This is a genomic window from Streptomyces sp. NRRL WC-3618 (assembly GCF_001280005.1).
GTDB lineage: Bacteria > Actinomycetota > Actinomycetes > Streptomycetales > Streptomycetaceae > Streptomyces.
Genome location: NZ_LGDW01000347.1, coordinates 1 through 25,489, shown reverse-complemented (window position 1 = coordinate 25,489; position 25,489 = coordinate 1). Strand labels below are relative to the sequence as shown.

Here is a 25,489-nt window from a genome sequence, read left to right as displayed (position 1 = left end):
GAGGGAGAGTCGATGAACACCCTCAAGATCGAACGTCATGACCGCGTCGTCACGATACGACTCCACCGACCGCACGTCCTGAACGCCCTCAGCAGCGAGCTGCTGGCCGAACTCCTCGACGCACTCCGTCCGTTGGACCGCGACCCGGACGTCGGCTGCTTCCTTGTCACCGGTTCGGAGAAGATCTTCGCGGCCGGTGCCGACATCAAGGAGATGGCCGGGAAGACGGCCGTGGACATGGCCGCGGAGGACTACTTCGCGGGCTGGGAAGAGTTCGCCGGATTCCGGACGCCGAAGATCGCGGCGGTCAACGGCTATGCGTTGGGCGGCGGTTGCGAACTGGCGATGATGTGTGACCTGATCATCGCGGGCGAGTCGGCGGTCTTCGGCCAGCCGGAGATCAAGCTCGGCGTGATCCCCGGCATCGGCGGCACCCAGCGGCTCACTCGCCTGGTCGGCCGTGCCAAGGCCATGGACATGATCCTCACGGGCCGCACGATGAACGCCCGCGAGGCGGAGGCCTCGGGCCTGGTGTCGCGGGTGGTCCCGGACGACCGCGTGCTCACCGAGGGCATGGAAGTCGCCGCGACCGTCGCCTCTTACGGCCGCCCGGCCGTCACGGCCGCCCGCGAGTCGGTCGACCGGGCCCTGGAAACCGGCCTGCGCGACGGGCTTCTTTTCGAACGGCGCGTGTTCCATGCGCTGTTCGCGACCGATGACCAGAGGGAGGGGATGAGCGCCTTCATGGAGAAGAGGGCGCCTGTTTTCAAGGGGCACTGACAGGCTGAGCCGACCCGGTGAGCGGGGGCGGACGGGCTCCCGATCCGCCGCCCCCTCGTCATGCGCGGGTTGCGAGTCCGGATCCAGTGAGCTGTTTCAGAGTGGCCACTGATCGGGTGACGACGTCGGCGCCCGCAACGGATAAGGCTCCCGTGCCGTTGAGAGAGGTGTTCGACGTCTCAACTCATTGGCGCGGGAGCCTTGTTGGTTCCCTATTCTGCCGCACTCGACCTGCCCCATGCGCTGGTCGAGTGGGTCACCGTGCTCATCGTCACCCGCGAGGGCGACCGCCGCTGCAAGCTCCCGCCGTACCAGCGTGCGTTGGTCGGCCTGATGTACCTGCGCCGGCACGACACCCTCGCCCAGCTCGCTGCCGGGTTCGGCATTTCCGTCGGCACCGCGCATGCCTACGTGGCAGCCGTCGTCGACCTGCTGGCGGACCGCGCTCCCGGCCTGCTGCGTGCTCTGCGCGAGGCCGATCCGGACTACGTCCGGCTGGATGGCACGCTTGCGGAGTGCGACCGGGTCGGCGCCAGCCGGGCCGACTTCTCCCACAAGCACCGTCGGCACGGGGTGACGACTTAGTTTGGGTCAGCTCTGTCTCGGTCGATGAGGAAGTGCTGCCCCGGGACGGAGATGTCACCCGCAGCCTGAGCGTCGGCGCACGGCTCCACCACGGCCACCGCCCCGCTCGCCTTCGTGTTCCCGCGGATGCCGACGCACCGCTCTCCGTCCCCCGCCGAGCGCAGCCGCCAGGCGCTGGCGCCGTCCGTGTTTCCGGTGCCCTCGGCTCGTTCGATGCGGAACAGTTGAACGGTGCCAGGGGCAGCGCAGTCGTCCCAGGGTTCGAGCATGGTCCGGAAGTAGCCCTCGTCCTCGCCGAGGACCGTCAGGCAGCCCTTGCCCATGCCGGGTTTGTCCCACTGGATGCGGTACAGCCCGTCGTCCGTCTTCAGCAGCGTCGTCGTCGGTGGCACGGCTTTCTCGCACGGCCATTGGGCCGCTACTACCTTGGATTCGCCGCTGTCCGCCCGCGCCTGCCCCTCAGTGAGACACAGCCCGGGTGCACCGACTGGCCGGATGCGGGACAGCCCGGGGGCAGGTCCCTGCCGGGCGACGGGACTCTGCCCGTTGTCGGCCGACCCGGCCGTCACTGGCGTCCGGCCGTCCACACTGCCCCCGCCCGACGGCTCGTCGTCGCGCGAAAGCAGCACGAGCCCGCCGATGACGAGCAGGACGACGGTGCCGAGCAAGGCGAGGGAGGCGGTACGGACCCGGCGGCCGTCGGCACCAGAACCCGACGACGACGCGTCCGCAGCTCCGGTCAGACCGGGGGGCGTCCCCGACGCCGTCCCCGACGCCGCGATCCGCTGTCGCGATGCCAGCCACGTGGCCTCCGCTCGCTCCGCACCGCAGGTCCGGACGAGCGCGGAAACGAGTTCGGCGCGCGGCAGCCCGTCCCGGCGCAGCATGTCAGCGACCGTACTGCGGGCCAGGACGTCACCCCGTGCGGCGGCCCGCTGTTCGAGCTGACGGTAGGTAAGTCCGCTGTGGTCCTTGAGCCGGCGCAGCAGGGCGACGAACTCGGCCGAGGTGCGCGCCGTTCCCGGATCCGGGAGCCCGGTGCCGTCGGTGCCCGCGCTTCCATCGGTGTCCCGGGCTCCCCCCGTGGTCCCCATGTGGTGATTGTCATCGTTGGCGACACGGGCATCAACCCCCCTCTCAGCCACATCACTTGATTTGTCCGTCTCTCTCGGACACGCCTCTGACCAGGCCGGACAGCTGTCCGTGCAGAGACGCCGCCCAGCCCGCGTTCCGCGTAATTCGGCATGCCTGGAGCGCGGATCTGGCCCATGACCTGCGGAGACGGGATCGCACGTATCACAGGGGCGTTTCTCTAGGCATAGAGAAACGCACAGGGCAGCGAAGGGCCTGAGTGCGCCGCCGACCCACCATGAGGCGAGGAGCGGCTGGTCAAGCCCTGCTACGTCGGCGCAAGTTGACGACTCGTAAGCTGAACGTGAGGCAGGGGCTCTCGTGGCATCCGGCTCGGCTCGCAAGAGGGTGTCGCCCGGCGCCCTTGGCGGTCGCACCGAGAAGCCCTGCTACCTGCAGAAACGTCGCGCCCCAGAGAAACGGCCTACAACGCCCGGCGTGGCGAAGTCGCAGGCCAGCAGGCATGCCGTTGCTCCAGCGACCGCGAATTGCGCGGAACGCGGGTCTTACGTGCTCGCGGCAACACCACTGGACTCCTGCGCACGGCCCCCGCGTCCGACTACTCAACGGGCTCGACGTTCGGCACCAAGCTGACTCGACGTCCTCCGGACGGGCACACGCCCCTGATTTTCCCGGCCAGGGGGCGGGACCGAAAGGGCCCGGGTGACTACTTACTTCACCGGTCTGAGTTCTTGCCTGTGGCGGCAGTCTCAACGTGGTCTACCTGCAAGACACGTGGTGCCCGGCAAGGCCCTCGACGGGCCTTGCCGGGCACCACGAAGGGAGCTGGCGCGTGTCAGTTCACCACATAGAGCTTCTTCGGCCAGCCGATGCGGTCCAGGCGCTTGAACAGGTCCTTGATGTTGGTCGGGTTGAGCTTGATGCAGCCATTGGAGTAGTAGTCGTTGGGATTGCTGTTGGTCCACCGCTCGGACTCGATGGTGCCCGCGTTGCCGTTCGGCTTCATCTCGCTGTGGATAAACAGTTCGGTGCGCTTGGTGCCGTTGTGGCACTTGCGGTCGGAGATCTTGATGACGAAGCCGTTGATGATGCCGTCGAAGTTCTTGCGGTGCCACTCGATGGCGTACGGCCTGCTCGCCCCGGCGTTGGGCAACCAGCCCCTGCCGACGGCGCAGGTGTCCTTGACCTGGCCTGAGCCCGCTGGGTACGTCTTGATCACCTTGTCGCGGCCGGGAGTGCGCTTGACCAGTTCGAGGTGGGAGTTCGTGACCGAACCCTTGTCGAAACGCAGGTAGTAGGCGTCCGTTGCCTGGGCGGATGCCTGAGTTTCGGTGCGTGCCTGCGCCGGGGCAGTTGTGGTGGCTGTCAGGCCACCGACTAAGACGGCGGCGAGCGCGAGGGGGACGATGTGTGCGGGCTGTGCGGTCTTTCGCATGAGAACACTCCTTGGTGGCGTGTGGCGGTTCGTGGCGGTTGCGCCGACGGAATCGACCCTGCTGGCCACGGTTCGGTCCGGCAAGGGATGCCCGGTGTCCCGGACAGTCCGTTGCTGTCCGGGCTGGTCACCACCGCTTTCCGGACAAAGATCCGGGCCGCTGCAGGGACTCCTTGTCGCCTGTTGGGGGTGAGGGCCGAGGATGGCGCCATGGGTACTGCGGGGGTGTGGATCCCGAACGTGCATGCAGTGTCGAGCAGTTCGTCGACATGATGAAGCAGCTCAAGGGCGCGTCGGGACTGACGTACCGGCAACGTGAAGAGCATGCTGAACACAACGGGCGGGTCCTTCCGCGCAGCACGATTGAGCTCAAAGCCGCCTCGGTGTTTTTTGCCCAGGAGATCGACCGTCCCCGGACGAGGCCGAGCAGGTGATCGACCACCTGGTCGACTTCCTTGCGTCCGTACCGCCAGCGAGTGTCGGTCCTGCGGTTGATCCCCACCTCGCGTCACGCCGCCGAGTTGCTCATCCCTTGGCGCCATCCGCCGGGCTGCGCCGGGCTGCGCCGGGCTGCGCCGGGCTGAGGAAACCTTCCATCGCCCGTTCACGCTGCCTGGTCAGCCAGCGTGACAGTGCCCCGGCGGAAACGGAGAGAGGACGAGGTCCGCATTCCCGGCCGTAGGCGGGGCAGGCGCATCGAGTACGAGCCGGGAACCAGCGGACGAACGTCGGGAGGCACGCGATGGCGGGGCATGCACCGACCGACTTGGCGTCGTGCTTCTGGCCGCCCGCACTGCGGCCCGTACGGACCATGGCCCGTCCGCCGCGCGCGGAACCCGGCGCCCGGCGGACCCGCGGAAGGAGTCCCTGTGACCACGTTCGTCATCACCGTGCCCGGCACGTTCATCCACGGAATCTCCGAGGACACCTGCTCCGCCGTCGAGCGCAGCCTCCGACCCCAGGACCCGAAGAACACGGACCTGGGTGAGAGCGAGGAGCTGAACCTGCTGACGGTCGACGAGGACGGCATGTTCGCGGCCCGGGTCGAGGTCGAAGCCGCGGACCAGTCCGGGGCCGAGAGCGAAGCGGTACGGCTGGTCTCCACGGCGCTGCGCGACAGCGGCTTCAGCGAGGAGGACGCCCCGCTGGGCGCGGCGATCGTCACCGGCATCGTCACCGGCATCGACAGCGAGTTCCAGGGCGGCTCCGACGCGCGTCAAGGGCAGAACCGCACATAAGCAGCTATCCGGCCTTGCCGCGGATCACATGCCCTCCGCACCGTCGGCTCAGTTCAGTCCACGGCGGGGGCACCGCTCGGGTCACCGTGCTGCACGGTGGTCGGGCCGGCCCGGCAGGAATGGCGGGGAGGCGGGTGACCTCTTCGTCATCGTGCGGATCGAGGGGTGAAGCGCGGTCGGCCTGACGCCCCAGGCCGCGTCAATGCGGCTGACAGAGAGATGAGATGTCGCAGGGACCTTCGTTGAGGGAAGGCGCCTCGTGCCGGTCCTGCCCCGGCCGGGGGTGCGTTATTCGATCATCGGTCTGCGTACCGGAAGTCGCATTCTGGCCGGCCTGCCTGCGCACAAACGAGGGCGCTGGGTGGGGTGTTGGAGCTGTGGCCTAACCTTCGCTCACCGGCTGCAGGGCCGGTTCCGGCCGCACACAGCGGCCGGACGTCGTTGGGGGGTTCAAATCACCGTGCGTATTCGCACACTTCCGGCTGCCGTCGCGACGGCAGCCCTCTTCAGCTCCGCGGTGCTGGTGACGGCCGGCCCGGCGACCGCCGACACCAGCGTGCCGATCAGCGTCGGCACCGTGAACGACACCGTCGTCGACGGCGCCCACCAGCACCTCTACATCAGCGGCGACAGTACGATCTCCGTCGTCCGCTACGACGGCAAGGTGCTCAGCAAGCTCTCCGGCCTGCCCCAGGTGTCCGATCTCCAGCTGAGCCCGGACGGCAGCACCCTGTACGCCGCGGTCACCGGAGCGGACAAGATCGTCGCGTTCGACACCGCGACGCTCACCCAGACCGCCGAGTACCCGACCGGCGCCGGCACGGCGCCGCGGCGGATCGCCCTCGCCGGAGGCCGGATCTGGTTCGGCTACGGCGACCAGTGGGACTCCGGGCTCGGCGAGGTCGACCTGACCGCCGACCCGGCCACCGTCTCCCTCGACCTCGCCGGCGCCCACGACTTCGCCAGCACGCCGATGCTGTACGCCAACCCGGCGAACCCGGACACCCTGGTCGCCCTGGACGGCGGCATCAGCAACGGGCCGATCGTCGTCTACGACGTGTCGTCGGGCACTGCGGTCATCCGCGTCACCGCGAACGAGGGCGGCTTCTACCGGGACGCCGCGCTCACACCGGACGGACAGTCCATCCTCGTGGTCGGGCAGGGGCACGAGGCGGTCGTCGAATACCGGCTCTCCGACCTCCAGGAGGTACACGAGTACCCGGTCAACAGCGAGTCGGAGACCGTCAGCGTCGCCCCGGACGGCACGGTCGCCGCGACCTCACTCGACACCGAGAACACCGGTGACACCTACGTCTTCCCCGGCGGCGCCGACGCCCCGCCCAGTGTCCGCAACCTTTCGGACGCGTGGATGCCCTGGGGCGGGCACTCGACGGCCTGGTCGGCGGACGGCACGAAGCTGTTCGTACTGACCGGGTCGTCCGGCGCCATGCAACTGCAGACCGTCACCCAACCGCGCAAGTACGTCTCGAAGCTGACCGTCGACGCCCCGGCCACCGGCACGCGCGGCAGGACGCTCACCGTCAAGGGCACCCTCACGACCGGTCTGCGGCTACCCGCCGGAACACCGCTGAAGGTCACGCGCACCGACCTGCTGTCCCTCTGGGGCAAGTCACTGGGCACCAGGGCGCTGGGCGCGAACGGCACGTTCTCCTTCACCGACGCGCCGCCCGCCGGCAGCAAGGTGCGCTACACGGTGACCTACGCCGGCGACGCCGCGCACACCCAGGCATCCGCCTCGGACACCGTCACCGTCTCCCGCGCCACGCCCGCCCTGACGCTCACCAACAACAAGAAGACGTACCCCTACGGCAAGAACGTCGTCTTCACCGCGCACCTCGGCACCACCTACAGCAACCGCACGGTGGAGATCTGGGCCGACCCCTACGGCGGCGACAAGTCGAACAAGCTCCTCAAGACCGGCAAGACCGACGCGCACGGCAACCTGTCCGCCACCGTCACCATGTCCCGCGACACCGCCGTGACCGCCGTCTTCAAGGGCGACGCCCGCTACGCCGGCCGCACCGTCAAATCCGCCGCCTACGCGCACGTGAAAACCGCCAGCTCACTGTCCAAGTACTACCGCACCGCAACGATCGGCTCGACCCGCTACCGCTATTACCACAAGAACACCGACGCCGTCCTGACCACCACGATGACCTACTACAAGGGCCGCAAGGAGCGCCTGGACCTCCAGGTCTACTCAGGCGGCAAGTGGTACACCACGGACTCGGAGTACTTCTCCCTCGGCACCAACGGCAAGTCCGTCGTCAACCTCGGACACCCCGGGACCTCGGGCATACGCGCCCGGGTGCGCACCTCCTACATCGACCCCTCCTCGGGCGACAACGTCAACACCACCACATACGGCACCTGGAACTACTTCTACTTCAGCAACTGACCAAGCCGGACAGGGGATGAGGGCGGCGGCGCGCAGGACGCGTCGCGATCGTCCATGAGTCCCCGTCAGCTTGCGACACCCTTGGCGAATCCGGGGCCTGAACGTGCCGTCGGCCTTCATGACCCGTTGTGGTCATGAAGGCCGACGTTGTGTCTGGGGAGGGTGTCGGTGTCGTTGCACGCCAGGAAAATCGAGGGGATTCCAGAGGACGGCCCGGGTGGCGCGGGCGGCGTTCCCGACGGGCAGCCTGGCGATGCGGATATGTGATGAGTTGGGCGGACAAACGCCAGGGCCGTGCCGAGCACGCATTGCCGTCGCGAGATCCGAGAGCGAGCACAGGCGTGAACCCCGCCCAGCCGGACGGTTGGCGGGTTTGCCGCTGTCGCGGAACTGGCCGCGACGGCCGCACACGACAGGGGCTCCACGGCCGGTGGCGGCTGCGACGACCAGTTCGAGTTCGAATTCGCCCTGGATCTCCTCCTGGATGGCTTCGAAAGCCTCCGCCGCCAGGGCTGGACGTCAGCGCGGAAGGCGTAGCGGGTGCGGTGGGTACCCCTGTGTGTTTCGTCAAGCCGGGTGAGGATGTGGGGCATGACGGCTGGGGATCGGTCGGGTCGTGCGGCGGTGCACTATGGCGTCGTTGACGGTGACGTCGCCGGGGTCCGCGTGGCGTTGGCGGAGGTAGTAGCCGATCCGGGCGCTGCGGATGGCGACGTGTGGACTCCCTTGCACTTCGGCGCTCAGGCCCAGGAACCGGTGATCGTGGAGGAGCTGCTGGGGGCGGGCACGTCCGTTTGTCCCGGACAGCCAGGGCAGCACCGCCTTGTGGCGGGCGGTCTTCAGCGTTCGGGCTTCCGGCGGTCCTGCGTCTCGTCCTTGTGGCGGGTGCCGACGCCGATCTGGAGAATCGGGCACGGGGTCAGCCCACGTGGCCTGGCGCGTCACACTAGCCGATACTCACCCGGAAGATCTTGTCAGAGCCGTCCGCCTCGCCTCCGTTGTTGTCGCTGTTCGTCGTCGAGAGCCAGAGCTGGTCGGCGCCTGGCACCTTGGTGACCGTACGAAGGCGTCCGTACGTGCCCACGTAGTACGCCGTCGCCGTACCGACGTTCTCCGTGTCACCGGTGATCGGGATCCGCCACAGCCGCTCCCCCCGCAGGGACGCCATGTAGATGACGTTGCGGGCGATGGCGATCCCGCTCGGGGAGGCCTCGGAGACGCTCCACGTCTTCTTCGGGTTGGTCATGCCCGACACATCACAGGTGCCCTCGCAGGTCGGCCAGCCGTAGTTGGCGCCCGGCTTGATCAGGTTCAGCTCGTCCTTGGAACTGTTGCCGAACTCCGCTTCCCACAGGCGCCCGTTGCGGTCGAAGGCGAGACCCTGTGGATTGCGGTGGCCGTAACTGTAGGCGTAGTTGTTGAACGGATTGCCGGGGGCGGCCTTACCGTCCGTTGTCATACGCAGGATCTTGCCGTTGAGCGAGTTCTTGTCCTGCGCGAGGTCGGGCGTCTGGGCCTCGCCGGTCGAGACGTACAGATAGCCGTCGGGGCCGAAGACGAGCCGGCCGCCATTGTGGTAGCGGTTCTTCTTGATGCCCTGGAGGAGGACCGTGTAGCCGGTCAGCGAGCTGCCGTTGTACGTCATGCGGACGACCCGGTTGTCCTCGGACGCCGTGTGCATGAAGTACACATAGTGGTTGGTCTCCCACTTGGGGTCGACCGCCACGCCCAGCAGTCCACCTTCGCCGTTGGTCGTGACGGCGTTCGGCACGGTACCGACCTGCGTCTTCGTTCCGTCCTTGGTCACCTTCCAGACCCGGAAGTCGTCCCGCTCGGTGATCAGCGCGGTCTGCCCGTCGGGCATCCAGTAGGTGCCCCAGGGGATGGTCCAGCCGCTGGAGACGGTGGCGATCGACGACGGGACACCGCCGTCCGTCACACACGCCTTCGTCGTGAAGCTGACGGTGTTGCTCTGCTCGGACACATTGCCCGCCGCATCGCGTGCCACCACGTTCAGCCCGTACGGGCTGTTGCAGGCGAGCCCGGTCAGTGAGGTCGAGGTACCCGTGACGGTCTTGTAGACGGTGGAGCCGCTGCGTACGTCGTAGCCGACCACGGCCCTGTCGTCCGTCGCGGCGCCCCAGCTCAACTCGGCGCTGGTGGCGGCCACATTGGCGGCCGACAGAGTGCCGGGCCTGCTCGGCGCGGTGGTGTCGGTGCTCCTCGACGTCGTGCAGTCCACGACCGGGCTCGCGGCCGAGGCGTTGCCGGCCGCGTCCCTGGCGATGACCGTCAGGTTGTAGGTGGTGTTCGGACTCAGCCCGGTCAGCGCCTTGGAGTTCGCACTGCCCGCGGCCTCGCTGATCTTGTTGCCGTGCTCGTAGATGTCGTACGCGGCCACGCCCACGTTGTCGGTCGAGGCACCCCAGGACAGGGCGAGCCCGTCCTCGCTGATCGCCGAGCAACTGGGCTGCCCCGGGCGGCTCGGGACCTGCGTGTCGGTCGAGGAGAGTTCGAAGTCGAGGTAGTCGGTGTTGGCCAGGCCGCCCGAGCCGGTGGCGGTGAGCCGGACCTTGTTGCTGCCCGCGCCGACCGGGACGGAGACCGTCGTCGTGGTCCAGGCGGACCAGGTGCTGGTGGGTGGGAACGAGTAACCGGACTTGACCACGGTGCCGTTGACCGCGATGTCGGCCGGGCGGTCCTCCGTCGTGCCGTTGGCGTACCGCAAGGCGAGCTTCGCGTTGCCCGCGCCTGCGGCGTTGACGGTGAACTCGACGTAACTGCCCGCCGAGTTCGGGGTGTTCACGAATCCGGTACCGGAGTAACCGGCGAAGTTGTCGTCCACGGTGGAGCCAGAGACGTATGACGCGTTCTCCGCCTCGTAGCGGGTGGGGGCCGCCGCGGCGGCCCCCGGTGCGGCCTGGACGAGTCCGGCGCCGAGCAGCAGGGCCGTGCTCGCGGCGATCCGACGGAAGATCTTCACGGTTGTCCCTCCTTTCAGCCCGTGTACTGGGCGAAGACCTTGAGGTAGTCGTACGGCTGCTGCGATACGCCGCTGCACGCGTCACCGGCGGAGCCGGAACCGCAGGCCCGGTCGCGGTTGACGGACCAGTACGTGAGGCGGGCGATGCGGTGCTGCTGGGCGTAGGCGAGCATGGTCTTGAAGTCCGTGACGCGGACGAGTTCGCCCGAGTCGTCGGTCCTGCCGTTCATCGACGACAGCCCGATGTGTGCGTACGCCGCCGAGTCGGCGTAGTCGTACGCGGACTTGACTCGCGCCTTGAGGCCCTCCATGGCCTGGGTGGTCAGCGTGCCCATGTTGCTGGAGCCGCCCCCGAAGTCGAACGGCATGATGCACCAGATGTCGTTCGCCAGACCGGAATTGGCTCCGCGCTGGATCATGTCGACGCCGGTGGAGTCCGGGCCGCTGGTCGTCGTGCCGAAGGTGATGACGGTCTTCAGACCGGAGTTGTTCGCCTTCACGATCTTCAGCGCGTCGATCACCCGCTGCCGGACCGTCGCGTTGGACCACTCGGTGTTCTCGATGTCGATGTCGATGACCTTGAGGCGGTACGCGTTGATGACTTTCTGGTACGCGCCGGCCAGCGCCGAGGCGCTGGAGCACTTCTCTCCGAGTTTCGCCCCGCTCCAGCCGCCGACGGAGACGATGACGTCACCGCCGGCCCCCCGGATCGCGTCGATCTTCGACTGGTCGTTGCCTCCGGTCAGCGGGCGCGAGCCGTCCCACTTCGGGTTGCAGGAACCGTCGGAGAGGATGAAGGCGAGCGTGAACCATTTGACGCCGGTCGCGGACATCACCGAGGTCGGGTTCTGCGGGCTGCCCCAGCCGAGGTACTCGTACGGTGCGACAGCCATGCCCGGGGAGGCAAGAGGTCTCGCCGTGGCCGCGTGCGAAGCCGGCGGCACGGCGAACAGCAGCGACAGCAACAGCCCTACAAGGGCGGCGAGGGCCACGCCGGGACTGCGTGGAGGTGCAGCGGTACGCACGGGGATCGTCCTCCTGGAGTGGGGGGAGTGTGGGGCTCGCTCAGGAATGCTTTCGACGGTCGAAGGGCACAGGTCTCCCGACGCCGGAAGACCTTGCCGCTCCTGCCGTTCAGCTCTGGGGTGTCACCCGGATCAGACGGGTCTCGCCGGGCCGGAGGGTCGCGCTGTACGAGTCGGTGATCGTGCCCTTGTCGGAGCCCGACCACAGGTCCGTGACGTCGCCGGAACCTGTGAACCCGACCTGCGACCAGTTCACACTGACCGTGGAGCTGCCGGAGGTACCGGTGTTGAAGAACGCCACGACGTAGTCGCCGCTCTTTTCCTTCTTGCTCCAGACCTGCTTGACACCACTGGTGACAATGCGTTTGGCCGCAACGCCGTCCTGGTCGACGCCGATGAGCCGGTCGTTCATCAGCATCGCCTTGTCGACGGAGTCGAGCGTCGTCAGGTCGGTGCCGAGCAGCAGCGGTGAGCCCGCCATCGCCCACAGCGTGAAGTGCGAGCGGCGTTGGTCGGCGGTGAGGCCGACCTGGTCGCCGTTGCCGATCTCCAGCGAGTCGAGGTCGTTCCAGCCGCCGGGTCCCGCGTACTGCTGCCAGTTGGCGGCCGAGGTGAAGCGGGCCGAGACGTGCGCCCAGTCGGTGAGGGGATGGCCGCTGCCGTTCGAGTCCGGACCGCAGTAGCACTCCACATCACCCTGCGTGCGCCAACTGTTGGCCAGCTGACGCCATGTGGAGGCGTCGGCGATCGGAAGATTGTTGGAGAGCGCGTAGTTGATGGACCGTCCGGTCGCTCGCAGCGCCTTGTCCCAAGCCTGGACGTCCGGGATGTCCTGGCTGCCCACCCCGTCGATCTTCAGGTAGTCGACGCCCCAGGAAGCGAACTGCTTCGCCCACGAGTTGACGAACTCCTGCGCGCCCGGCTTCCCGTAGTCGATGTAGTACATGTTCTTGCAGTTGTAGTTCTTCTCGGTCTTCGAAGTGTCCGCGATGTCCTTCGCGTGGTACGAAGTCCCCTCGATCGGCGTGTTCTTGGTGACGGCGTTCTTGGCGATGCCCGGCGTCACATAGAAGCCGAACTTCAGCCCCTTGGAGTGGATGTGGTCGGCGAGCGCCTTGATTCCGGACGGGAATTTGTCCGAGTCGACGGTCCAGCGGCCGTAGGAGTCGACGATGAATCCGTTCGCGTCGCACTTCTGCCAGAAGTCGTCGAGATTCACATACACGAATCCCTGGTCCTTGAGCCCGCTGGACACCAGACCGTCCGCCTGTGCCTTGATCTTGTCCTCAGTGGGCCAGCGGCGCACGAAGCTCCAGCTGCTCCAGCCCATGGCGGGGCGGATGGACTGACCGTTGTCGGAGGCGGCGGCCGGATGCCCACCGCCGAGCAGCGGTATCGCGGAGGCGATCAGCAGCCCGGCCAGGGCGACCGCCAGTGATCGGATGCGGATACGTGTCATGATGATGCTCCCGTCGCATAGGCCGTCCCGATCCAGGCCTCGTCGATCCGCAGCCGCTTGTAGCGGGCAGAGTCGCTGGACGCTGCCCAGGTGGTGTCGATTTCGAGCCGTACATAGCGGGCATTGGCCGCCGTGAGGTCGATTCCCTGGATTCCCCGGCGGCTCGGAAGCTCGCCCGTCTCGGCGGCGCTTCCCCAATTGGTCCCGTCGTTACTGAGGAACACCTTGTAGCCCCTGATACGGGCGGACTGTTCGGTGTCGGAGCGCGCATAGGCGACCGAATCCTCGCGCTGGTTGAGCCCGATGTACTGCACCTTCTTCGAATTGCCGAGATCGAAGGTGAGATTGACCGGCAGTGTCTTGTTGCTGTCCCAGTAGGTCAGGTAGTCGCCGTCTCCGGCGGCCGACGCCCCGTGACCGCCCGCCGAGGCGCTCGCGCTCACACCGACCCCCGAGAGAATCCCCTGCCGTCCGGCGGTCGTGACCTTGAAGACGGTGTCGTACGGATCCCAGTTGCCGAGCCCGTTCAGTGTGAGCACTCCGCCGGACTGCGACCACGAAATCGCCGCTCCCGTACGGAGGTTGGTGACGGACGCGACGCGGTAGCCGTTGTCGCGGATGCGCAGGGTGCTGGTGGAGGGCGGCGTCAGCACATGCACGTACTGGCGGTTCGGATCGCTCTTGCCGACCGTCGTCACTCCGTGTGCGCCGTCGTTCCAGAACCCGGGCTTGAGGCCGCCGTACATATAGCCGCCGCCCTCGGTGCCCTGCAGCGATTCCCAGATGGGGTCGAGATAGGAGTCGGCGAAGTTGTTGAAGGCGGCCTGACTGCTCGGGAACTTGCCGTTGACCTGTGCTGTCTCGGCCATCAGTGCCTTCACGGACGAGCCCGCGTTGGTGATGAGCCGGCCGAGCGTGAGCATCTTGTCGACGGCCGGGTTCGAGCCGTCGTACCACCACGCCCCACTGGACGGCAGCTTGAAGTCGGCCTCGGTGAGCCGGGGTTGAGCGGTGTAGGTCGCCTGCGGGTAGTCGTATGACGGCGACATCCCCGTCTTCTGCTCATTGCTGATCATGTCCATGATCGGCGTGTCCTCGTTGTTGTTGCTGAGCGTGTACGAGGGCCGCTTCCGCTGGATCTGCGCGTAGAGGTCGTGGCTCTCCCAGTACGCGTTGTCGTTGTCGATCCAGAAGCCGCCGAGGTCGGGGTAGCGGTCCATGACCTCGAAGAAGTTGTCGTACGAGAACTGCCCGAAGCCGTCGCGGGTGGTGAGGTCGACCGTCTTGCCCTTGTAGGAGGAGTACGCGGCCGAGTCGAGCCACTCGTGTCCGCCCTCGTTGTGCCACTGGGGGTCGTCGGTCATGTAGAGGATCACCTTGAGCCCCTTGGCCTTGGCGGCGGTGATCAGCTCGCCGACGAAGTCCCGCTCGGTGGAGCAGCTGCCGGGGATCTTCGACGGCCAGGGACGGGCATAGCCGAGCCGGCTGTGGAAGGTGGCGAGCACCAGGTACTGGGTGTGCAGCTTCAGTGCCTCGTTCACCCAGTAGGCGGGAGACCAGCCGCCGCTGGTGACGTCGTTCTCCCAGCCGGTGCAGCTGGTGTGGGCGGGGGCGGTGCGTTCACCCCAGTGCAGGAAGAGTCCGCCGACCGAGCCTCGTAGGAAATCCTGGCGGGGGTTGTCCAGATCGAGCGGCTTCGCGGCCGAGCTGCAATTCTCCGTGGATCCACTGCTGCTGGAGACTCGCAGCGCGCCGCCCGACGGGGTGTGGCTGTCCGTCAGGCAGTAGCCGGTGACGGACTGGAAGCCGATGTCGTGGGGCGAGTCGCCGCCGCGCTGAGCCGTGAAGCGGTTGAACCTGACACCGCTCGCCGAGTTCGCGACGACCGCCGGGCGCCCGTCGTTCGCCGCGAACCTCACCGAACTGCCCGTGAAGGTGACGTTGTCCGCGTTGTGGAGGTACCAGCCGTACGCGGGCCGGGTGCCGATGCTGTTCGGGTTGTAGTCGGTGGCGGTGCTGCCCGGCACGGCGGTGGACATGGTGCCGTTGCCGCCGGGCACGGTGATGTCGACGTTGTTGAGGGTGACGCCGTTGATGCGGTGGCCGTTTTCGCCCCACAGGGTCGGGCTGAACGACGGGCTCGACCCGGTGGCGGTGATGTTGTCGTACGTGATGTCGCTGATGGATCCGACGCCCGGGTTGTTTCCGCACCTCTTGCGGGTGCCGATCTTCTGCATGATCGGCGAGCGCACATCGGTCATGGTGATGTCGCGGTAGTGGACGTCGGAGATCTTGGCGCCGTCCATCGAGACCATACCGAGCCCGGACTTGTCGGAGCCCTCGATGCGGATCTTCGCGAACTGGTAGTCGGAGAAGTCGCCGCAGGTCTCGGAGCCGAACATGAGGGCGTTGCAGCAGACGGCCGAGAGATAGGAATCGCTCACCCGCACATGGCCGTTGGGGAGCTTGGCGCCGAGTGCGTAGTCGCTCTTGAAGACGAGCGCGTCGTCGTTGGCCTTGATGCTGGCCTTCGTCACGGTGACGTTGGTCGTGCTGATGATGTTCCAGCCGTCGCGGTCGCTCGCGGTGTCGATGTTCAGTCGGTCCGAGGTGACGTTCGTACAGCCGTTGATGAGGGCCGCGAAGTGGCCGCCCCTGCGGAGGGTGATGCCGTCGCCGAGGCGGAGTCCGTCGCAGCGGGTCAGCGAGATGATCTTGTCAGCCTCCCCGGACTTGGGGTTGCCGGTGACGAGGTTGCCGAGGCCGTCGATGACACCTTCGCCCACGAAGCCGATGTTCCTCAGCCTGTCGCCGTAGATCATCGCGTTGTGGAAGTGACTGTGCCCGTAGTCCTGGTAGTCGTCGTACGGGTTGTCCTCGGGCGCGTCGTAGCTGTCGGCGCTGGAGCCCTGGATGGTAGCGCCCTTGTCGACCTGTAGCGTGACCTCGCTCTTCATACGGATGGTGTTCTTGGACTTGTACGTGCCGGCCGGGAAGCGGACCACGCCGCCACCCGCCGTATTCGCCGCCGTGACAGCCTTGTTGATGGCGGGGGTGTCGTTGGTGGCGCCGTCGCCCTTGGCTCCGTAGTCACGTACGTCGAACTCGGCTCCTCGGGTGGGAAGTTGACTGGTCTCTGCGCGGTCCGTGAGTTGGGGGGTGGCCGGCGCGGAGGGCTGGGCCAGGCCGAGCGCGACGGCGAACGCGAAGAACACGGTCGCCGCCCATCGCTTGCGCTGCCGCATGGGTCTGCTCCTTACACGAGTTGGTGGCCGCGCGGATCGCCGAGCAGGAGGTAGCAGTCCTGCGGAGACCCTGAGGTCCGCATGATGTGGGTGAAGGTGGCTGGGGCTGGGGAGGTACATCGAGTACGTGACCCGTCAGGTCTGGCCCTCGGTCTGCTTGAGGTGGTTGCCGCCAGGAGGCGGCGTGTGCGGTGGTGGCAGGCAGGCCGCCGAGCCCCGCGCCCAGCAGAGTCCTTCGGGATGCGCTCATGGCCGGCTCACGTCGTCCTGAATGGGTTTGTTCCGCGCTTGTGTTCTGAGCTGCTCGTTCGTGATCAGAAAGGCGCCGAGGCCATGGAAGTCGTTGGTCTCCCGGGGCCGGGCGATGTAGAAGGCGTAGTCGCCGACGTTCGTGCCGATGGAGATACCGGTGAGGTCTGTGCGCCCGTCGGAGCCGAGCGAGATCTTGGCGAGGACACCCTCGTAACCGCGCTGGGCGACGGACTTGTAGTGCGCGTCGAGGTAGCCCTGCTGGGCGCCGCGCGAGAGGGCGTAGGTGAACATGCTGGAACAGGAGGTCTCGGTCCAGTTGTCGCTCCTGCTGCCCTTGTCGATGACCTGGAACCAGCGGCCGGTCGCGGGGTCCTGGTACTTTTCCAGGCCTTTCGCCAAGTCCCGCAGAACGCGGATGAGTTGGGGTCGGCGTACGTGGTTCACGGGCAGCGCGTCCAGCACGTTCACGATCGCCATCGAGTACCAGCCGACCGCCCTGCACCAGTGCTCGGGTGCGAGTCCGGTTCCCGGATCGGCCCAGCTCGCGGTCTTCGACTCGTCGTAGGCGTGCCTCAACAGGCCGCCCGAGACCTGGAGGTGCCTGCCGTACACGTACAGCTGCTTGGCGGCCTCGTCGTTCGCGTACGCCGAGTCCCCGAACTCCTTGCCGTACTCGACGAGGAACGGGTTCACCATGTAGACGCCGTCCGACCAGAGCTGATGGGCGCGGCTGCTGGTGTCGGCGTGCCAGAAGCCCCCGTCCGACGTGCGCGGGAAGGTGTCGAGCCGGTCGCGGATCTTCTTGGCCGCCTTGCGGTAGCGGTCCTCGCCGGTCTCGCGGTGCAGGATCACCAGCAGCCGTCCGGCCTGCATGCTGTCGAGGCTGTTGAAGCCCTGGTCCATCGATCCGTCGCTCTTCACGAAGCGGTCGACATAGCTCTTGATGTACGAGAGATAGCGCGCGTCGTGTGTGCGTTGGTAGGTGAGGTACTGGCCGTAGAGATACAGGCCGACGGGGTACGACCAGCCGCCGATGGTGCTCGGCGTGTAGCGGGCCGTCGTCGAGTCGACCACGGCGACGGACCAGTCGGTGGCGGCGGCCGCTCGCGCGACCGCGGTGTGCTCCAGGGGAGTTGCGGGGGCGGTCGCGGTGACCGTCACCAGCCCGGCGGTGGCGAGCACGCCCGCCGTCAGCGCGGCGCTCAGACGTCTCATGATCCTCCCTCTCGAATAGGGTCGGCATCAGTGGGGCCGACAGACTCAACACGCTCGACAGGGCGTAGGCGAGGTCCGTACGTGGCCCGGCGGCTTCATCGACGAGATCGCGTACGGGGTGGTGGTCGGGCGAGCGCAGGCAGACCGGGTCGGCGCGGTCGGCTTCGCCGGTCAGCGCATACGCCTGGCAGCGGCAGCCGCCGAAGTCGGTGGTGCGCAGGGCGCAGGTGCGGCAGGGATCCCGCATCCAGTCCTGGCCCCGGTGGGCGTTGAAGGCCCGCACCAGCGCGAGCGCCTCCTCGCCGTCACAGCCGCCCTGCCCGATCCGGATATGGAAGTGGGCGAGGCCATCGGCGGCGATCCAGGGGGAGTGGCGTTCGAAGGCCGCGATGCGGGTGCGCATAGGGCCGGGAGCCGGCAACTCGGTGAGCGAGGCGGCAACGGCGTCCAGCGCGGGGCTCAGGCGGCAGAGGTTCGCATAACCCTCGACCGCAGGCCGTATGCCGGGCGGCAGGTCCAGCCGCTGATCGCGGGTCAGGTCGGCGGCCTCGCCGAGCCGCAGCCGACGCTCGATGCCGCCCTCGCCGTCACGCACCCCGTCGTGGTCCTGGATTCGGCGCGGTCTGGCGCGGCGCAGCGACGGGTCGTCGAACCTGGTGAGGATCAGGGCGTCCTTGACGGGGATGTGCCGCTGGTGGTGGAAGCGGTTGGCGATCCAGGGGCACAGCTTGTCACTCGTCAACTCCCCTCGGTGCATCCGGAGGTTGAAGGGGTGCCGGTCGTGGTGACGCTCCTCGGCGACGGCACGCAGCCGCTCGGTGAACTCGGGAGTCCGCCAAGGGGCCGCGGCGCCGTCGTCGCGCACGGACGTCGCGGGCACGCTCGTTACCGGTCGCCGAATGCGTAGGCGGTGACCTCCAGGGCGGTCTCGACGACCAGATTCCCGGGTGCCTCCCCGACCATGTCCTCCGATGTCTCCTGAAGGAACTGTCCCATGTGCTGGATGGCGTGCGCCGTCTCGTTCATGTGTGCGTACCCGCTTTCCCGAGAGGTGAGCGTGGGGGGCGAACTGAAACCCCAGACAGGGGCTAGTGTTCACGTGCGTGCACTAGGTTCAGCAGCGTGCAATAGAGTCCCCGTAAGGGCGGACGTGGTCAATGGTCCGGACCGATAAGGTCGGATCCATTTCTGGCCAATCCCTCGGTCGGGCCTCGACCACCTGACCCGGTACCGCCCCTTACGGGGCGCTCCGGCCCGCATCGATCAGCCCGCCGGCAATGACCAGGGGCGGCGGGACGACTGCATTCCTCACCGCCCCCACGCCGACGCCGTGGTGGACGTCGCGCGTGACCTCGTGGTCCCCGCCCCGTCCTCACGTCCCCGCGGGCTCCGCGTCCGGGGTCGGTGCGGTGAGGTACTCCTCCGTGATCTCCTTCGGTCCGAAGGGCCACACCTTCTCCAGGCGTGCCCAGATGACGAAGGCGACACAGCCGAGTGCGAGCCAGGCCAGGGACCATTCGACGGGGTGGCGGCCCGGGGAGTTCTTGTCCGCGTATCCGTAGATGGTGAGCCAGCCCGCGAGGGCGAGGAAACTGGGCAGCGGGTACAGCCACATGCGGTAAGGGCGGCGGAGGGTCGGTTGGCGCTTGCGGAGGACCGAGAGGGCGAGCACCTGGGCCAGTGCCTGGACGATCACCATGACCGTGGTGAGGAGTTGGATGAGCGTGGCCAGGTCGGTGTGGCGGCCGATCAGGAAGCCGATCGCCGTGATGACGCCCATGGTCGCCAGGCCCAGCGTCGGGAAGCGGTGCCGGGGGTGCAGTTTGGCGTACGGGCGGAAGAAGACCCGGTCACGGGCGGCGTCGTACGGAACGCGCGAGCCGCCCAGCAGACCCGTGAAGACAGAGGCGAACGCTGTGATGAGGATCAGGACCGTGACCGTGTCCGCTGCGCCCTTGCCCCAGGTTTCCTCCATGACCGCCGAGGCCACGGACGTGGCGGCGATGTCGCCCGGGTCCGTCATCCGGTGCCAGTCGATGACGCCGAGCGTGCCGATCTGCAGGAGAAGGTAGATCGCCATGATGCCGAGGATCGAGAAGACGATGGAGCGGGGCAGAGTGCGGCCCGGGTCCTTGATCTCCGCGCCCATGTACGCGGTCGTGTTGTAACCCAGGTAGTCGTAGATACCGATCGTCAGGCCCGCGGCGAAGCCGATCCAGAAGTGGTTGCTCGCGAAGTCGAAGGCGTGCGCCGGGTAGGTGAAGGCCAGGTGCGCGCTGAAGTCGGTCGCCGCGGCCACGATCACCAGGACGACCGAGGTGATCATGACCGCCCACATGACGGCGGTGATGCGGGCGATGAGCTCCGTGCCCCGCCAGAGCAGGACGACCACCAGGGCGACGATGCCGAGGCCTACGAGATCGCCCGTTGTCCTGCCCATGCCCGGGAACAGATAGCCCAGGTACTGGACGAAACCGACTACGCCGGTGGACATGATCAGCGGGATGAAGAGCATCGCCGTCCACACGAAAAGGAACGGCATGAGGCGGCCTGTGCGGTACTGGAAGGCCTGGCGCAGATACACGTAACTGCCGCCCGAACCGGGCATCGAGGCGCCCAGCTCGGCCCAGACGAGTCCGTCCGCGAGCGCCAGAACGGCGCCCGCGCCGAAGCCGATGATCGCCTGTGGGCCGCCGAACGCGGTGACCATCAGCGGGATCGTCACGAACGGCCCGATGCCGCACATCTGGCTCATGTTGATGGCGGTTGACTGGAACAGGCCGACGCTGCGGACAAAACCGCCGGTGGGTGGCGGGCTACCGGACATGGGGCCTCCTGAAGCAGGACGCGGGGAGAGGTACGACATGAGGGCCGACGTCTGTTGGCGGCCTCTTGACAAGGGCGGCGGGTGACCGGCCGGCGCTGGGCTCCCCTCGGCTCGCCCGGCGAGGCTGACTGGGCGATAAAGTTAAGGAGCCTTACTAGATGCGTCAAGAGGGTGTCATGAATGCGTGAGAATGATGCGATGCCCGCCGGCGACGCCGCCGAGCAGCCGGCACAGCCCTGGAACCGTCAGCGGCTGCGCAGCACCAACGAGCGGCTGCTCCTCGACCGGCTGCGCACCGGCGGCGCCGCCTCGCGTGCCCAACTCGCCCGCGAGACGGGCCTGTCGAAGCCGACGGTCTCCAGCGCTCTCGCGGCACTGGAGGAGGCCGGGCTCGTCCACGAGGTGGGCACTCATACACCGGAGCGCGGCCGGGTGGCCGTCCTGTACGCCCCCGATCCTGCGGCCGGATACGCCCTGGGTATCGACATCGGCCGCAGTTGGCTGCGCGTGGCCGTCGCCGATCTGGACGGCGCCGTGGTCGCGCGCGCCGATGTGCGCAACCGGGCGCGCAGCTCGGGTGCCATGACGGACCTGGTGGTCTCCACGGCACGGCAGGTCGTCGCCAACTCCGGTGTCGGCGCGGACAAGGTGGCGCACGCCGTGGCGGGCACGCCCGGCGTGTACGACGAGAAGCAGCGCCGGGTGCGGTACGCGATGCATCTGCCCGGATGGGGCCGGGCGGGCCTCTTCGACCGGATGCGAGAGGAACTCGGCATCCCGCTGGAGGTGCACAACGACGCCAACCTCGCGGCACTGGGCGAGTACACCTTCGGCGTCGGCGCGGGCAGCCGCCTGTTCACGTACATCATGATCGGTACCGGTCTCGGCATGGGCGTCGTCAGTGAGGGGCGGCTGTTCACTGGCGCGCACGGCGGGGCCGGGGAGATCGGGTTCCTGCCGTGGCCGGGGCAGCAGAAGCCGGAGACGCTGGAGGACGCGGTGTCGGGCGTGGCCGTCGTCGAGGCGGCGCGGCACTTCGGAATGACCGGGCAGCAGCTCACCGCGAAGGCCGTGTTCGACGCGGCACGGCAGGGAAATCCCGCCGCGGCGGCGGCCGTTCGCCTGGAGGGCGAGCGGATCGCCCACACGGTCGCGGCCGCCGCCGCGGTGCTCGACCCCGATCTGGTGGTCCTCGGCGGGGGCGTGGGCCACAGCATCGACCTGCTGCTGCGGCCGGTGCGCGAGACGCTGCGTACGCTCACACCGTTGCGGCCGAAGATCGTACCGGGCCGGCTGGGCGAGGATGCCGTGCTGCTCGGCGCGGTGGCGACGGCGCTGGGGACGGCGCGGGACGTGGTGTTCGAGCGGCGCTCGGCTTCCTGAAGCGGGGCTGCTCCCCGCCCCCCGAGGGAGGCCGTGATTGACATGGCTCACTCAGCCACTTAGCTTATGGGCCAGTTAGTAAAGTTTCCTAACTTGCAGTGCCGTAACGCGGATGCTCCCCCACCTCCCAAGGAGACCACCGTGTTCCACCGCCCTGCTTCCGGGCCAGGCCGGCGCTTCGCCACGGCCGCCGTCGCCCTGGGCCTCATGTGCACCCTCTCGACCAGCGCGTGGGCAGAGCAACGCCGTCCCGGCTCGGCCACGACTCAGCGTGCCCGGGTCACAGCGGTGGCTTCCACCGCGGGAAGCGCCACCGCCCTTTCCGGGTACGCGATCCAGTCGTCGGCCAAGGTCACCGACTCGGCGGCCGACGTCTCCCGTCCCGGCTATCCGGCAAGCGACTGGTACCCGGCGGGGTCCCGCTCCACGGTCCTCGCGGCACTGCTCGCGGACGGGAAGTACGCCGACCCGTTCTACTCCACCAATCAGCAGAAGATCCCGAAAGCCGACTTCGAGGTTCCCTGGTGGTACCGCTCGGACTTCACGGTCACCGACACGACCGAGCGCAGCTACCTGGACTTCAGCGGGGTGATCTCGGCGGCCGACGTGTACGTCAACGGCGAGCAGGTCGCCAGGGCCGCCGACGTGGCGGGTGCCTACACGCGCCACGAGCTGGACATCACGTCGCTGGTGCGGGCGGGCACGAACACCGTCGCCTTCCGCATCCGGCCAGGCGACCCGAACAAGAACCTGACCATGGGCTGGATCGACTGGCTCCAGCCGCCGCCCGACGAGAACATGGGCATCGTCCGCGACGTCCTCGTCCGCCGTGGCGGCCCGGTCGCGCTGCGCGATGCGCACGTGGTGACCAGGCTCGCCCTGCCGTCGCGCGCCTCCGCGGACCTGACGGTCAAGGCGCGGGCGCGCAACGAGACGGACTCCGCTGTCACGGCCACGGTCTCCGGCACCATCGGGTCGGCCACCTTCACGAAGACCGTCCCGCTCGCCGCGCACGAGACGAAGGCGGTCACCTTCGCGCCGGCCGACTTCCCTGCCCTGCGTCTGGCGTCCCCGAAAGTGTGGTGGCCGGCCGGCATGGGCGGACAGCCGCTGTACGGCCTCGACCTGACCGCCGCCGTCTCCGGCACCCCCTCCGACACCGCTCACGAGGACTTCGGCATCCGCGACGTGAAGGCACCTCTCGACTCCGACGGCGCACGGCAGTACAGCGTCAACGGCCGCGAGCTGCTCATCAAGGGCGGCGGCTGGTCCCCCGACGAGTTCCTGCGCTGGGACAAAACCTATGTCGAGGACCGGCTGAAGTACGCGCTCGACCTGGGCCTGAACACGATCCGCCTCGAAGGGCACATCGAGCCGGACGAGTTCTTCGACCTCGCGGACCGGTACGGCATCCTCACGCTGTCCGGCTGGGAGTGCTGCGACAAGTGGGAGGGCAACGTCAACGGCAGCGAGGCGGGCGACAAGTGGACCGCCGCCGACTATCCCGTCGCCAAGGCGTCGATGGCCGCCGAGGCCGCGCGCCTGCGTGACCACCCGAGCGTCATCTCGTTTCTCATCGGCAGCGACTTCGCGCCGGACGCCGCGATCGAGAAGAACTACCTCGACGCCCTGAAGGCAGCCGACTGGCCGACACCCGTGGTCTCCGCCGCCTCGGACAAGTCCTCGCCGACCAGCGGCAGTTCGGGCATGAAGATGACCGGGCCGTACGACTGGGTCCCGCCGAACTACTGGTACGCCAAGCGCGAGGGCGGCGCCACAGGCTTCAACTCCGAGACCAGCGCGGGCCCTGACATCCCCACGCTCGACACGCTGCGCCGGATGATGTCCCCCGCTGAGCTGGACACCCTCTGGAAGAATCCGAGCGCCAAGCAGTACCACCGCTCGCCGTCGTCGACCTTCGGCACCCTCAAGCTCTACGACGACGCCCTGACCGGCCGCTACGGCCCACCGACCGGGCTCACGGACTACGTACGCAAGGCGCAGCTCGCCCAGTACGAGAACGTGCGTACGCAGTACGAGGCGTACGGGCGGAACGCCACCGACTCCTCCAAGCCCGCGACCGGAGTCGTCTACTGGATGTTCAACAGCGGATGGACCTCGCTGCACTGGCAGTTGATGGACCGTTACCTCGATCAGGGTGGCGCGTACTTCGGCGCCAAGAAGGCGAACGAGCCGCTGCACATCCAGTACTCGTACGACAACAGCTCGGTCGTGGTGGTGAACAGCCGGCACGCGTCCGCGTCCGGCCTCACGGCCCGAGTCACCCTGTTCAACACCGACGGTTCGCAGAAGTACGACAGGACGGCGGCCGGTGTGAGTGTGGGCGGGGACGGTGCGCGCAGCACCGCGCTCACGGTGCCCGCCTCGGTGAGCGGACTGTCGACGACGTACCTCGCGCGTCTGACCCTCACCGACTCCACAGGCAAGGAGGTCAGCCGCAACGTCTACTGGCTGTCCACCAAGGCCGACACCCTCGACTGGGCCAACACCGACTGGTACTACACGCCGACGACGAGCTACGCGGACCTCCGTGGGCTCAACTCGATGGCGCAGGTGCCGGTTTCGGCGTCGGCTTCGACCTCCTCCGGCCCGGGCGGCACGTCCACGACGACGGTCACCGTACGGAACACGGGCACCGGGAAGACGCCGTCGCTGCTCACCGATGTCCACCTCGTTGATCCAACGGGCAAGCCTGTGCTGCCGGTTCAGTGGTCCGACAACCAAGTCAGCCTGTGGCCGGGCGAGTCGATGACTCTGACGGCCACCTACCGGACGCCTGATCTGCACGGGGCCGCGCCTCAGGTGCGGGTATCGGGGTGGAACACCCCGGAGCGGACCGTGCCGGCGGTCTGGTAGGACTCCGTTACGTCTGCCTGTCGGTCCTGTTTGGGGGATCGCTGGGGGTGTGGACGCACATGAAGTGAACCGGGCTCGGGCGAAGTTGGCGCTATTCGTGGCTGATGCGTTCGCCTCGGTGCCGCGCAAGGACAAGCGGGCCAAGAGCGACTGCTGTCTGCGGGGGCTGATCCTGGACGGGCGGCGCAGTCGATCCAGCCGATGGCGGAGGGGCTGCCGGACGGCAACGAGCAGAACCTGCAGCAGTTCGTGAACCAGTCGACGTGGGATCCGGTGCCGGTGCGGTGGCGGATCGCGCAGCGGATGGTGCCCCGGGTCGGCCCGGACGCGTGGGCGGTCGACGACGTGTTGTTCCCCAAGGGCGGGAAGATGTCGGTGGCGGAGGCCCTAGTAGTCCTTGGTCAGGTCGGTATCGCTGTGGGTATGTCGCGGTGACAGGTGGGGCAGGGGCCGGTCCAGACGGCGAGGAGTAACTGCATCTCGTGGACGACCTGGTAGAGGGTCAGGCCGGCGCCGTCTCTTTTGGGGTCCGGGCCAGTCGCTGGAGTGTGCAGAAGGCGTGGGCGGCGGAGACGAGGGTGACGTGGTGGTGCCAGCCGTTCCAGGTGCGGCCCTCGAAGTGGGCCAGGCCAAGGGCCTGTTTCATCTCGCGGTAGTCGTGCTCGATCCGCCAG

General features: G+C 67.9%; 15 protein-coding genes and 5 pseudogenes. 9 read left to right on the top strand and 11 right to left on the bottom strand.

Annotation, left to right across the window (positions count from 1 at the left end):
- The first annotated feature begins 12 nt into the window (after positions 1 to 12).
- Together ADL01_RS25040 and ADL01_RS25035 are read left to right on the top strand one after the other, a co-directional pair.
- On the top strand, positions 13 to 780 hold the full coding sequence (locus tag ADL01_RS25040; RefSeq protein WP_053744267.1) for an enoyl-CoA hydratase-related protein: 768 nt from the start codon (positions 13 to 15) through the stop codon (positions 778 to 780).
- Between the two features lie 204 nt (positions 781 to 984).
- Positions 985 to 1,356: pseudogene (locus ADL01_RS25035) on the top strand (helix-turn-helix domain-containing protein); the annotation flags it as partial.
- A gap of 5 nt (positions 1,357 to 1,361) precedes the next feature.
- On the opposite strand, the gene ADL01_RS25030 reads toward ADL01_RS25035, so the two are convergent.
- Positions 1,362 to 2,459: a helix-turn-helix domain-containing protein gene (locus ADL01_RS25030; protein WP_053744266.1), complete on the bottom strand. Its 1,098-nt coding sequence runs from the start codon at positions 2,457 to 2,459 to the stop codon at positions 1,362 to 1,364.
- Positions 2,460 to 3,292: 833 nt separating this feature from the next.
- A complete protein-coding gene (locus tag ADL01_RS25025) occupies positions 3,293 to 3,892 on the bottom strand; it encodes a L,D-transpeptidase family protein (RefSeq protein ID WP_053744265.1) in 600 nt (199 codons plus the stop codon).
- A 227-nt stretch (positions 3,893 to 4,119) separates the two neighbouring features.
- Between ADL01_RS25025 and ADL01_RS25020 the strand changes: the two genes are divergently transcribed.
- From ADL01_RS25020 to ADL01_RS46560, 4 genes and pseudogenes are all read left to right on the top strand, one after another.
- Positions 4,120 to 4,326 (top strand): hypothetical protein, encoded by a 207-nt coding sequence (locus ADL01_RS25020; protein WP_053744264.1) that lies wholly within the window; start codon positions 4,120 to 4,122, stop codon positions 4,324 to 4,326.
- 435 nt (positions 4,327 to 4,761) lie between these two features.
- Complete coding sequence (locus ADL01_RS25015) at positions 4,762 to 5,130, top strand: hypothetical protein (RefSeq protein WP_053744263.1); 369 nt, start codon at positions 4,762 to 4,764, stop codon at positions 5,128 to 5,130.
- A 460-nt stretch (positions 5,131 to 5,590) separates the two neighbouring features.
- On the top strand, positions 5,591 to 7,549 hold the full coding sequence (locus ADL01_RS25010) for a hypothetical protein (RefSeq protein ID WP_053744262.1): 1,959 nt from the start codon (positions 5,591 to 5,593) through the stop codon (positions 7,547 to 7,549).
- Between the two features lie 381 nt (positions 7,550 to 7,930).
- Positions 7,931 to 8,086: pseudogene (locus tag ADL01_RS46560) on the top strand (TetR/AcrR family transcriptional regulator); the annotation flags it as partial.
- Between the two features lie 409 nt (positions 8,087 to 8,495).
- On the opposite strand, the gene ADL01_RS25005 reads toward ADL01_RS46560, so the two are convergent.
- From ADL01_RS25005 to ADL01_RS24975, 8 genes and pseudogenes are all read right to left on the bottom strand, one after another.
- Positions 8,496 to 10,532, bottom strand: coding sequence for a PQQ-dependent sugar dehydrogenase (locus ADL01_RS25005; RefSeq protein WP_053744261.1), 2,037 nt, complete (start codon positions 10,530 to 10,532; stop codon positions 8,496 to 8,498).
- Positions 10,533 to 10,546: 14 nt separating this feature from the next.
- On the bottom strand, positions 10,547 to 11,557 hold the full coding sequence (locus ADL01_RS25000; protein ID WP_234354780.1) for a chitinase: 1,011 nt from the start codon (positions 11,555 to 11,557) through the stop codon (positions 10,547 to 10,549).
- A gap of 109 nt (positions 11,558 to 11,666) precedes the next feature.
- On the bottom strand, positions 11,667 to 13,016 hold the full coding sequence (locus ADL01_RS24995) for a glycoside hydrolase family 27 protein (protein WP_053744259.1): 1,350 nt from the start codon (positions 13,014 to 13,016) through the stop codon (positions 11,667 to 11,669).
- Positions 13,013 to 16,261, bottom strand: coding sequence for a glycosyl hydrolase family 28 protein (locus ADL01_RS42515; RefSeq protein WP_078960741.1), 3,249 nt, complete (start codon positions 16,259 to 16,261; stop codon positions 13,013 to 13,015). The genes ADL01_RS24995 and ADL01_RS42515 overlap by 4 nt, the downstream gene beginning before the upstream one ends.
- A 246-nt stretch (positions 16,262 to 16,507) precedes the next feature.
- Positions 16,508 to 17,728 (bottom strand): glycoside hydrolase family 88/105 protein, encoded by a 1,221-nt coding sequence (locus ADL01_RS24985; protein ID WP_053744258.1) that lies wholly within the window; start codon positions 17,726 to 17,728, stop codon positions 16,508 to 16,510.
- Between the two features lie 340 nt (positions 17,729 to 18,068).
- Positions 18,069 to 18,485 (bottom strand): annotated as a pseudogene (locus ADL01_RS42510) (pyrroloquinoline quinone biosynthesis protein C); the annotation flags it as partial.
- 128 nt (positions 18,486 to 18,613) lie between these two features.
- Positions 18,614 to 18,754 (bottom strand): pyrroloquinoline quinone precursor peptide PqqA, encoded by a 141-nt coding sequence (pqqA, locus tag ADL01_RS44880; protein ID WP_159049626.1) that lies wholly within the window; start codon positions 18,752 to 18,754, stop codon positions 18,614 to 18,616.
- 346 nt (positions 18,755 to 19,100) lie between these two features.
- Entirely contained in the window at positions 19,101 to 20,555 is a 1,455-nt protein-coding gene (locus ADL01_RS24975; RefSeq protein WP_078960740.1) for an APC family permease, read from the bottom strand.
- A 198-nt stretch (positions 20,556 to 20,753) separates the two neighbouring features.
- Between ADL01_RS24975 and ADL01_RS24970 the strand changes: the two genes are divergently transcribed.
- The 3 genes and pseudogenes from ADL01_RS24970 to ADL01_RS24960 form a co-directional block, all read left to right on the top strand.
- Positions 20,754 to 21,938, top strand: coding sequence for an ROK family transcriptional regulator (locus ADL01_RS24970; RefSeq protein WP_053744314.1), 1,185 nt, complete (start codon positions 20,754 to 20,756; stop codon positions 21,936 to 21,938).
- Between the two features lie 141 nt (positions 21,939 to 22,079).
- On the top strand, positions 22,080 to 24,815 hold the full coding sequence (locus tag ADL01_RS24965) for a glycoside hydrolase family 2 protein (RefSeq protein ID WP_053744256.1): 2,736 nt from the start codon (positions 22,080 to 22,082) through the stop codon (positions 24,813 to 24,815).
- 49 nt (positions 24,816 to 24,864) lie between these two features.
- Positions 24,865 to 25,226: pseudogene (locus ADL01_RS24960) on the top strand (transposase); the annotation flags it as partial.
- A gap of 91 nt (positions 25,227 to 25,317) precedes the next feature.
- Here ADL01_RS24960 and ADL01_RS43975 read toward each other — a convergent pair.
- Positions 25,318 to 25,489: pseudogene (locus ADL01_RS43975) on the bottom strand (IS701 family transposase); the annotation flags it as partial.

Excerpts from the sequence above, each read along its gene's own strand:
- ADL01_RS25025 (WP_053744265.1), bottom strand. The coding sequence starts at position 3,892 with ATGCGAAAGACCGCACAGCCCGCACACATCGTCCCCCTCGCGCTCGCC.
- ADL01_RS24975 (WP_078960740.1), bottom strand. The coding sequence starts at position 20,555 with ATGTCCGGTAGCCCGCCACCCACCGGCGGTTTTGTCCGCAGCGTCGGC.
- pqqA (WP_159049626.1), bottom strand. The coding sequence starts at position 18,754 with ATGAACGAGACGGCGCACGCCATCCAGCACATGGGACAGTTCCTTCAG.
- ADL01_RS24970 (WP_053744314.1), top strand. The coding sequence starts at position 20,754 with ATGCCCGCCGGCGACGCCGCCGAGCAGCCGGCACAGCCCTGGAACCGT.
- ADL01_RS24985 (WP_053744258.1), bottom strand. The coding sequence starts at position 17,728 with ATGAGACGTCTGAGCGCCGCGCTGACGGCGGGCGTGCTCGCCACCGCC.
- ADL01_RS24995 (WP_053744259.1), bottom strand. The coding sequence starts at position 13,016 with ATGACACGTATCCGCATCCGATCACTGGCGGTCGCCCTGGCCGGGCTG.
- ADL01_RS42515 (WP_078960741.1), bottom strand. The coding sequence starts at position 16,261 with ATGCGGCAGCGCAAGCGATGGGCGGCGACCGTGTTCTTCGCGTTCGCC.
- ADL01_RS25030 (WP_053744266.1), bottom strand. The coding sequence starts at position 2,459 with ATGGGGACCACGGGGGGAGCCCGGGACACCGATGGAAGCGCGGGCACC.
- ADL01_RS25040 (WP_053744267.1), top strand. The coding sequence starts at position 13 with ATGAACACCCTCAAGATCGAACGTCATGACCGCGTCGTCACGATACGA.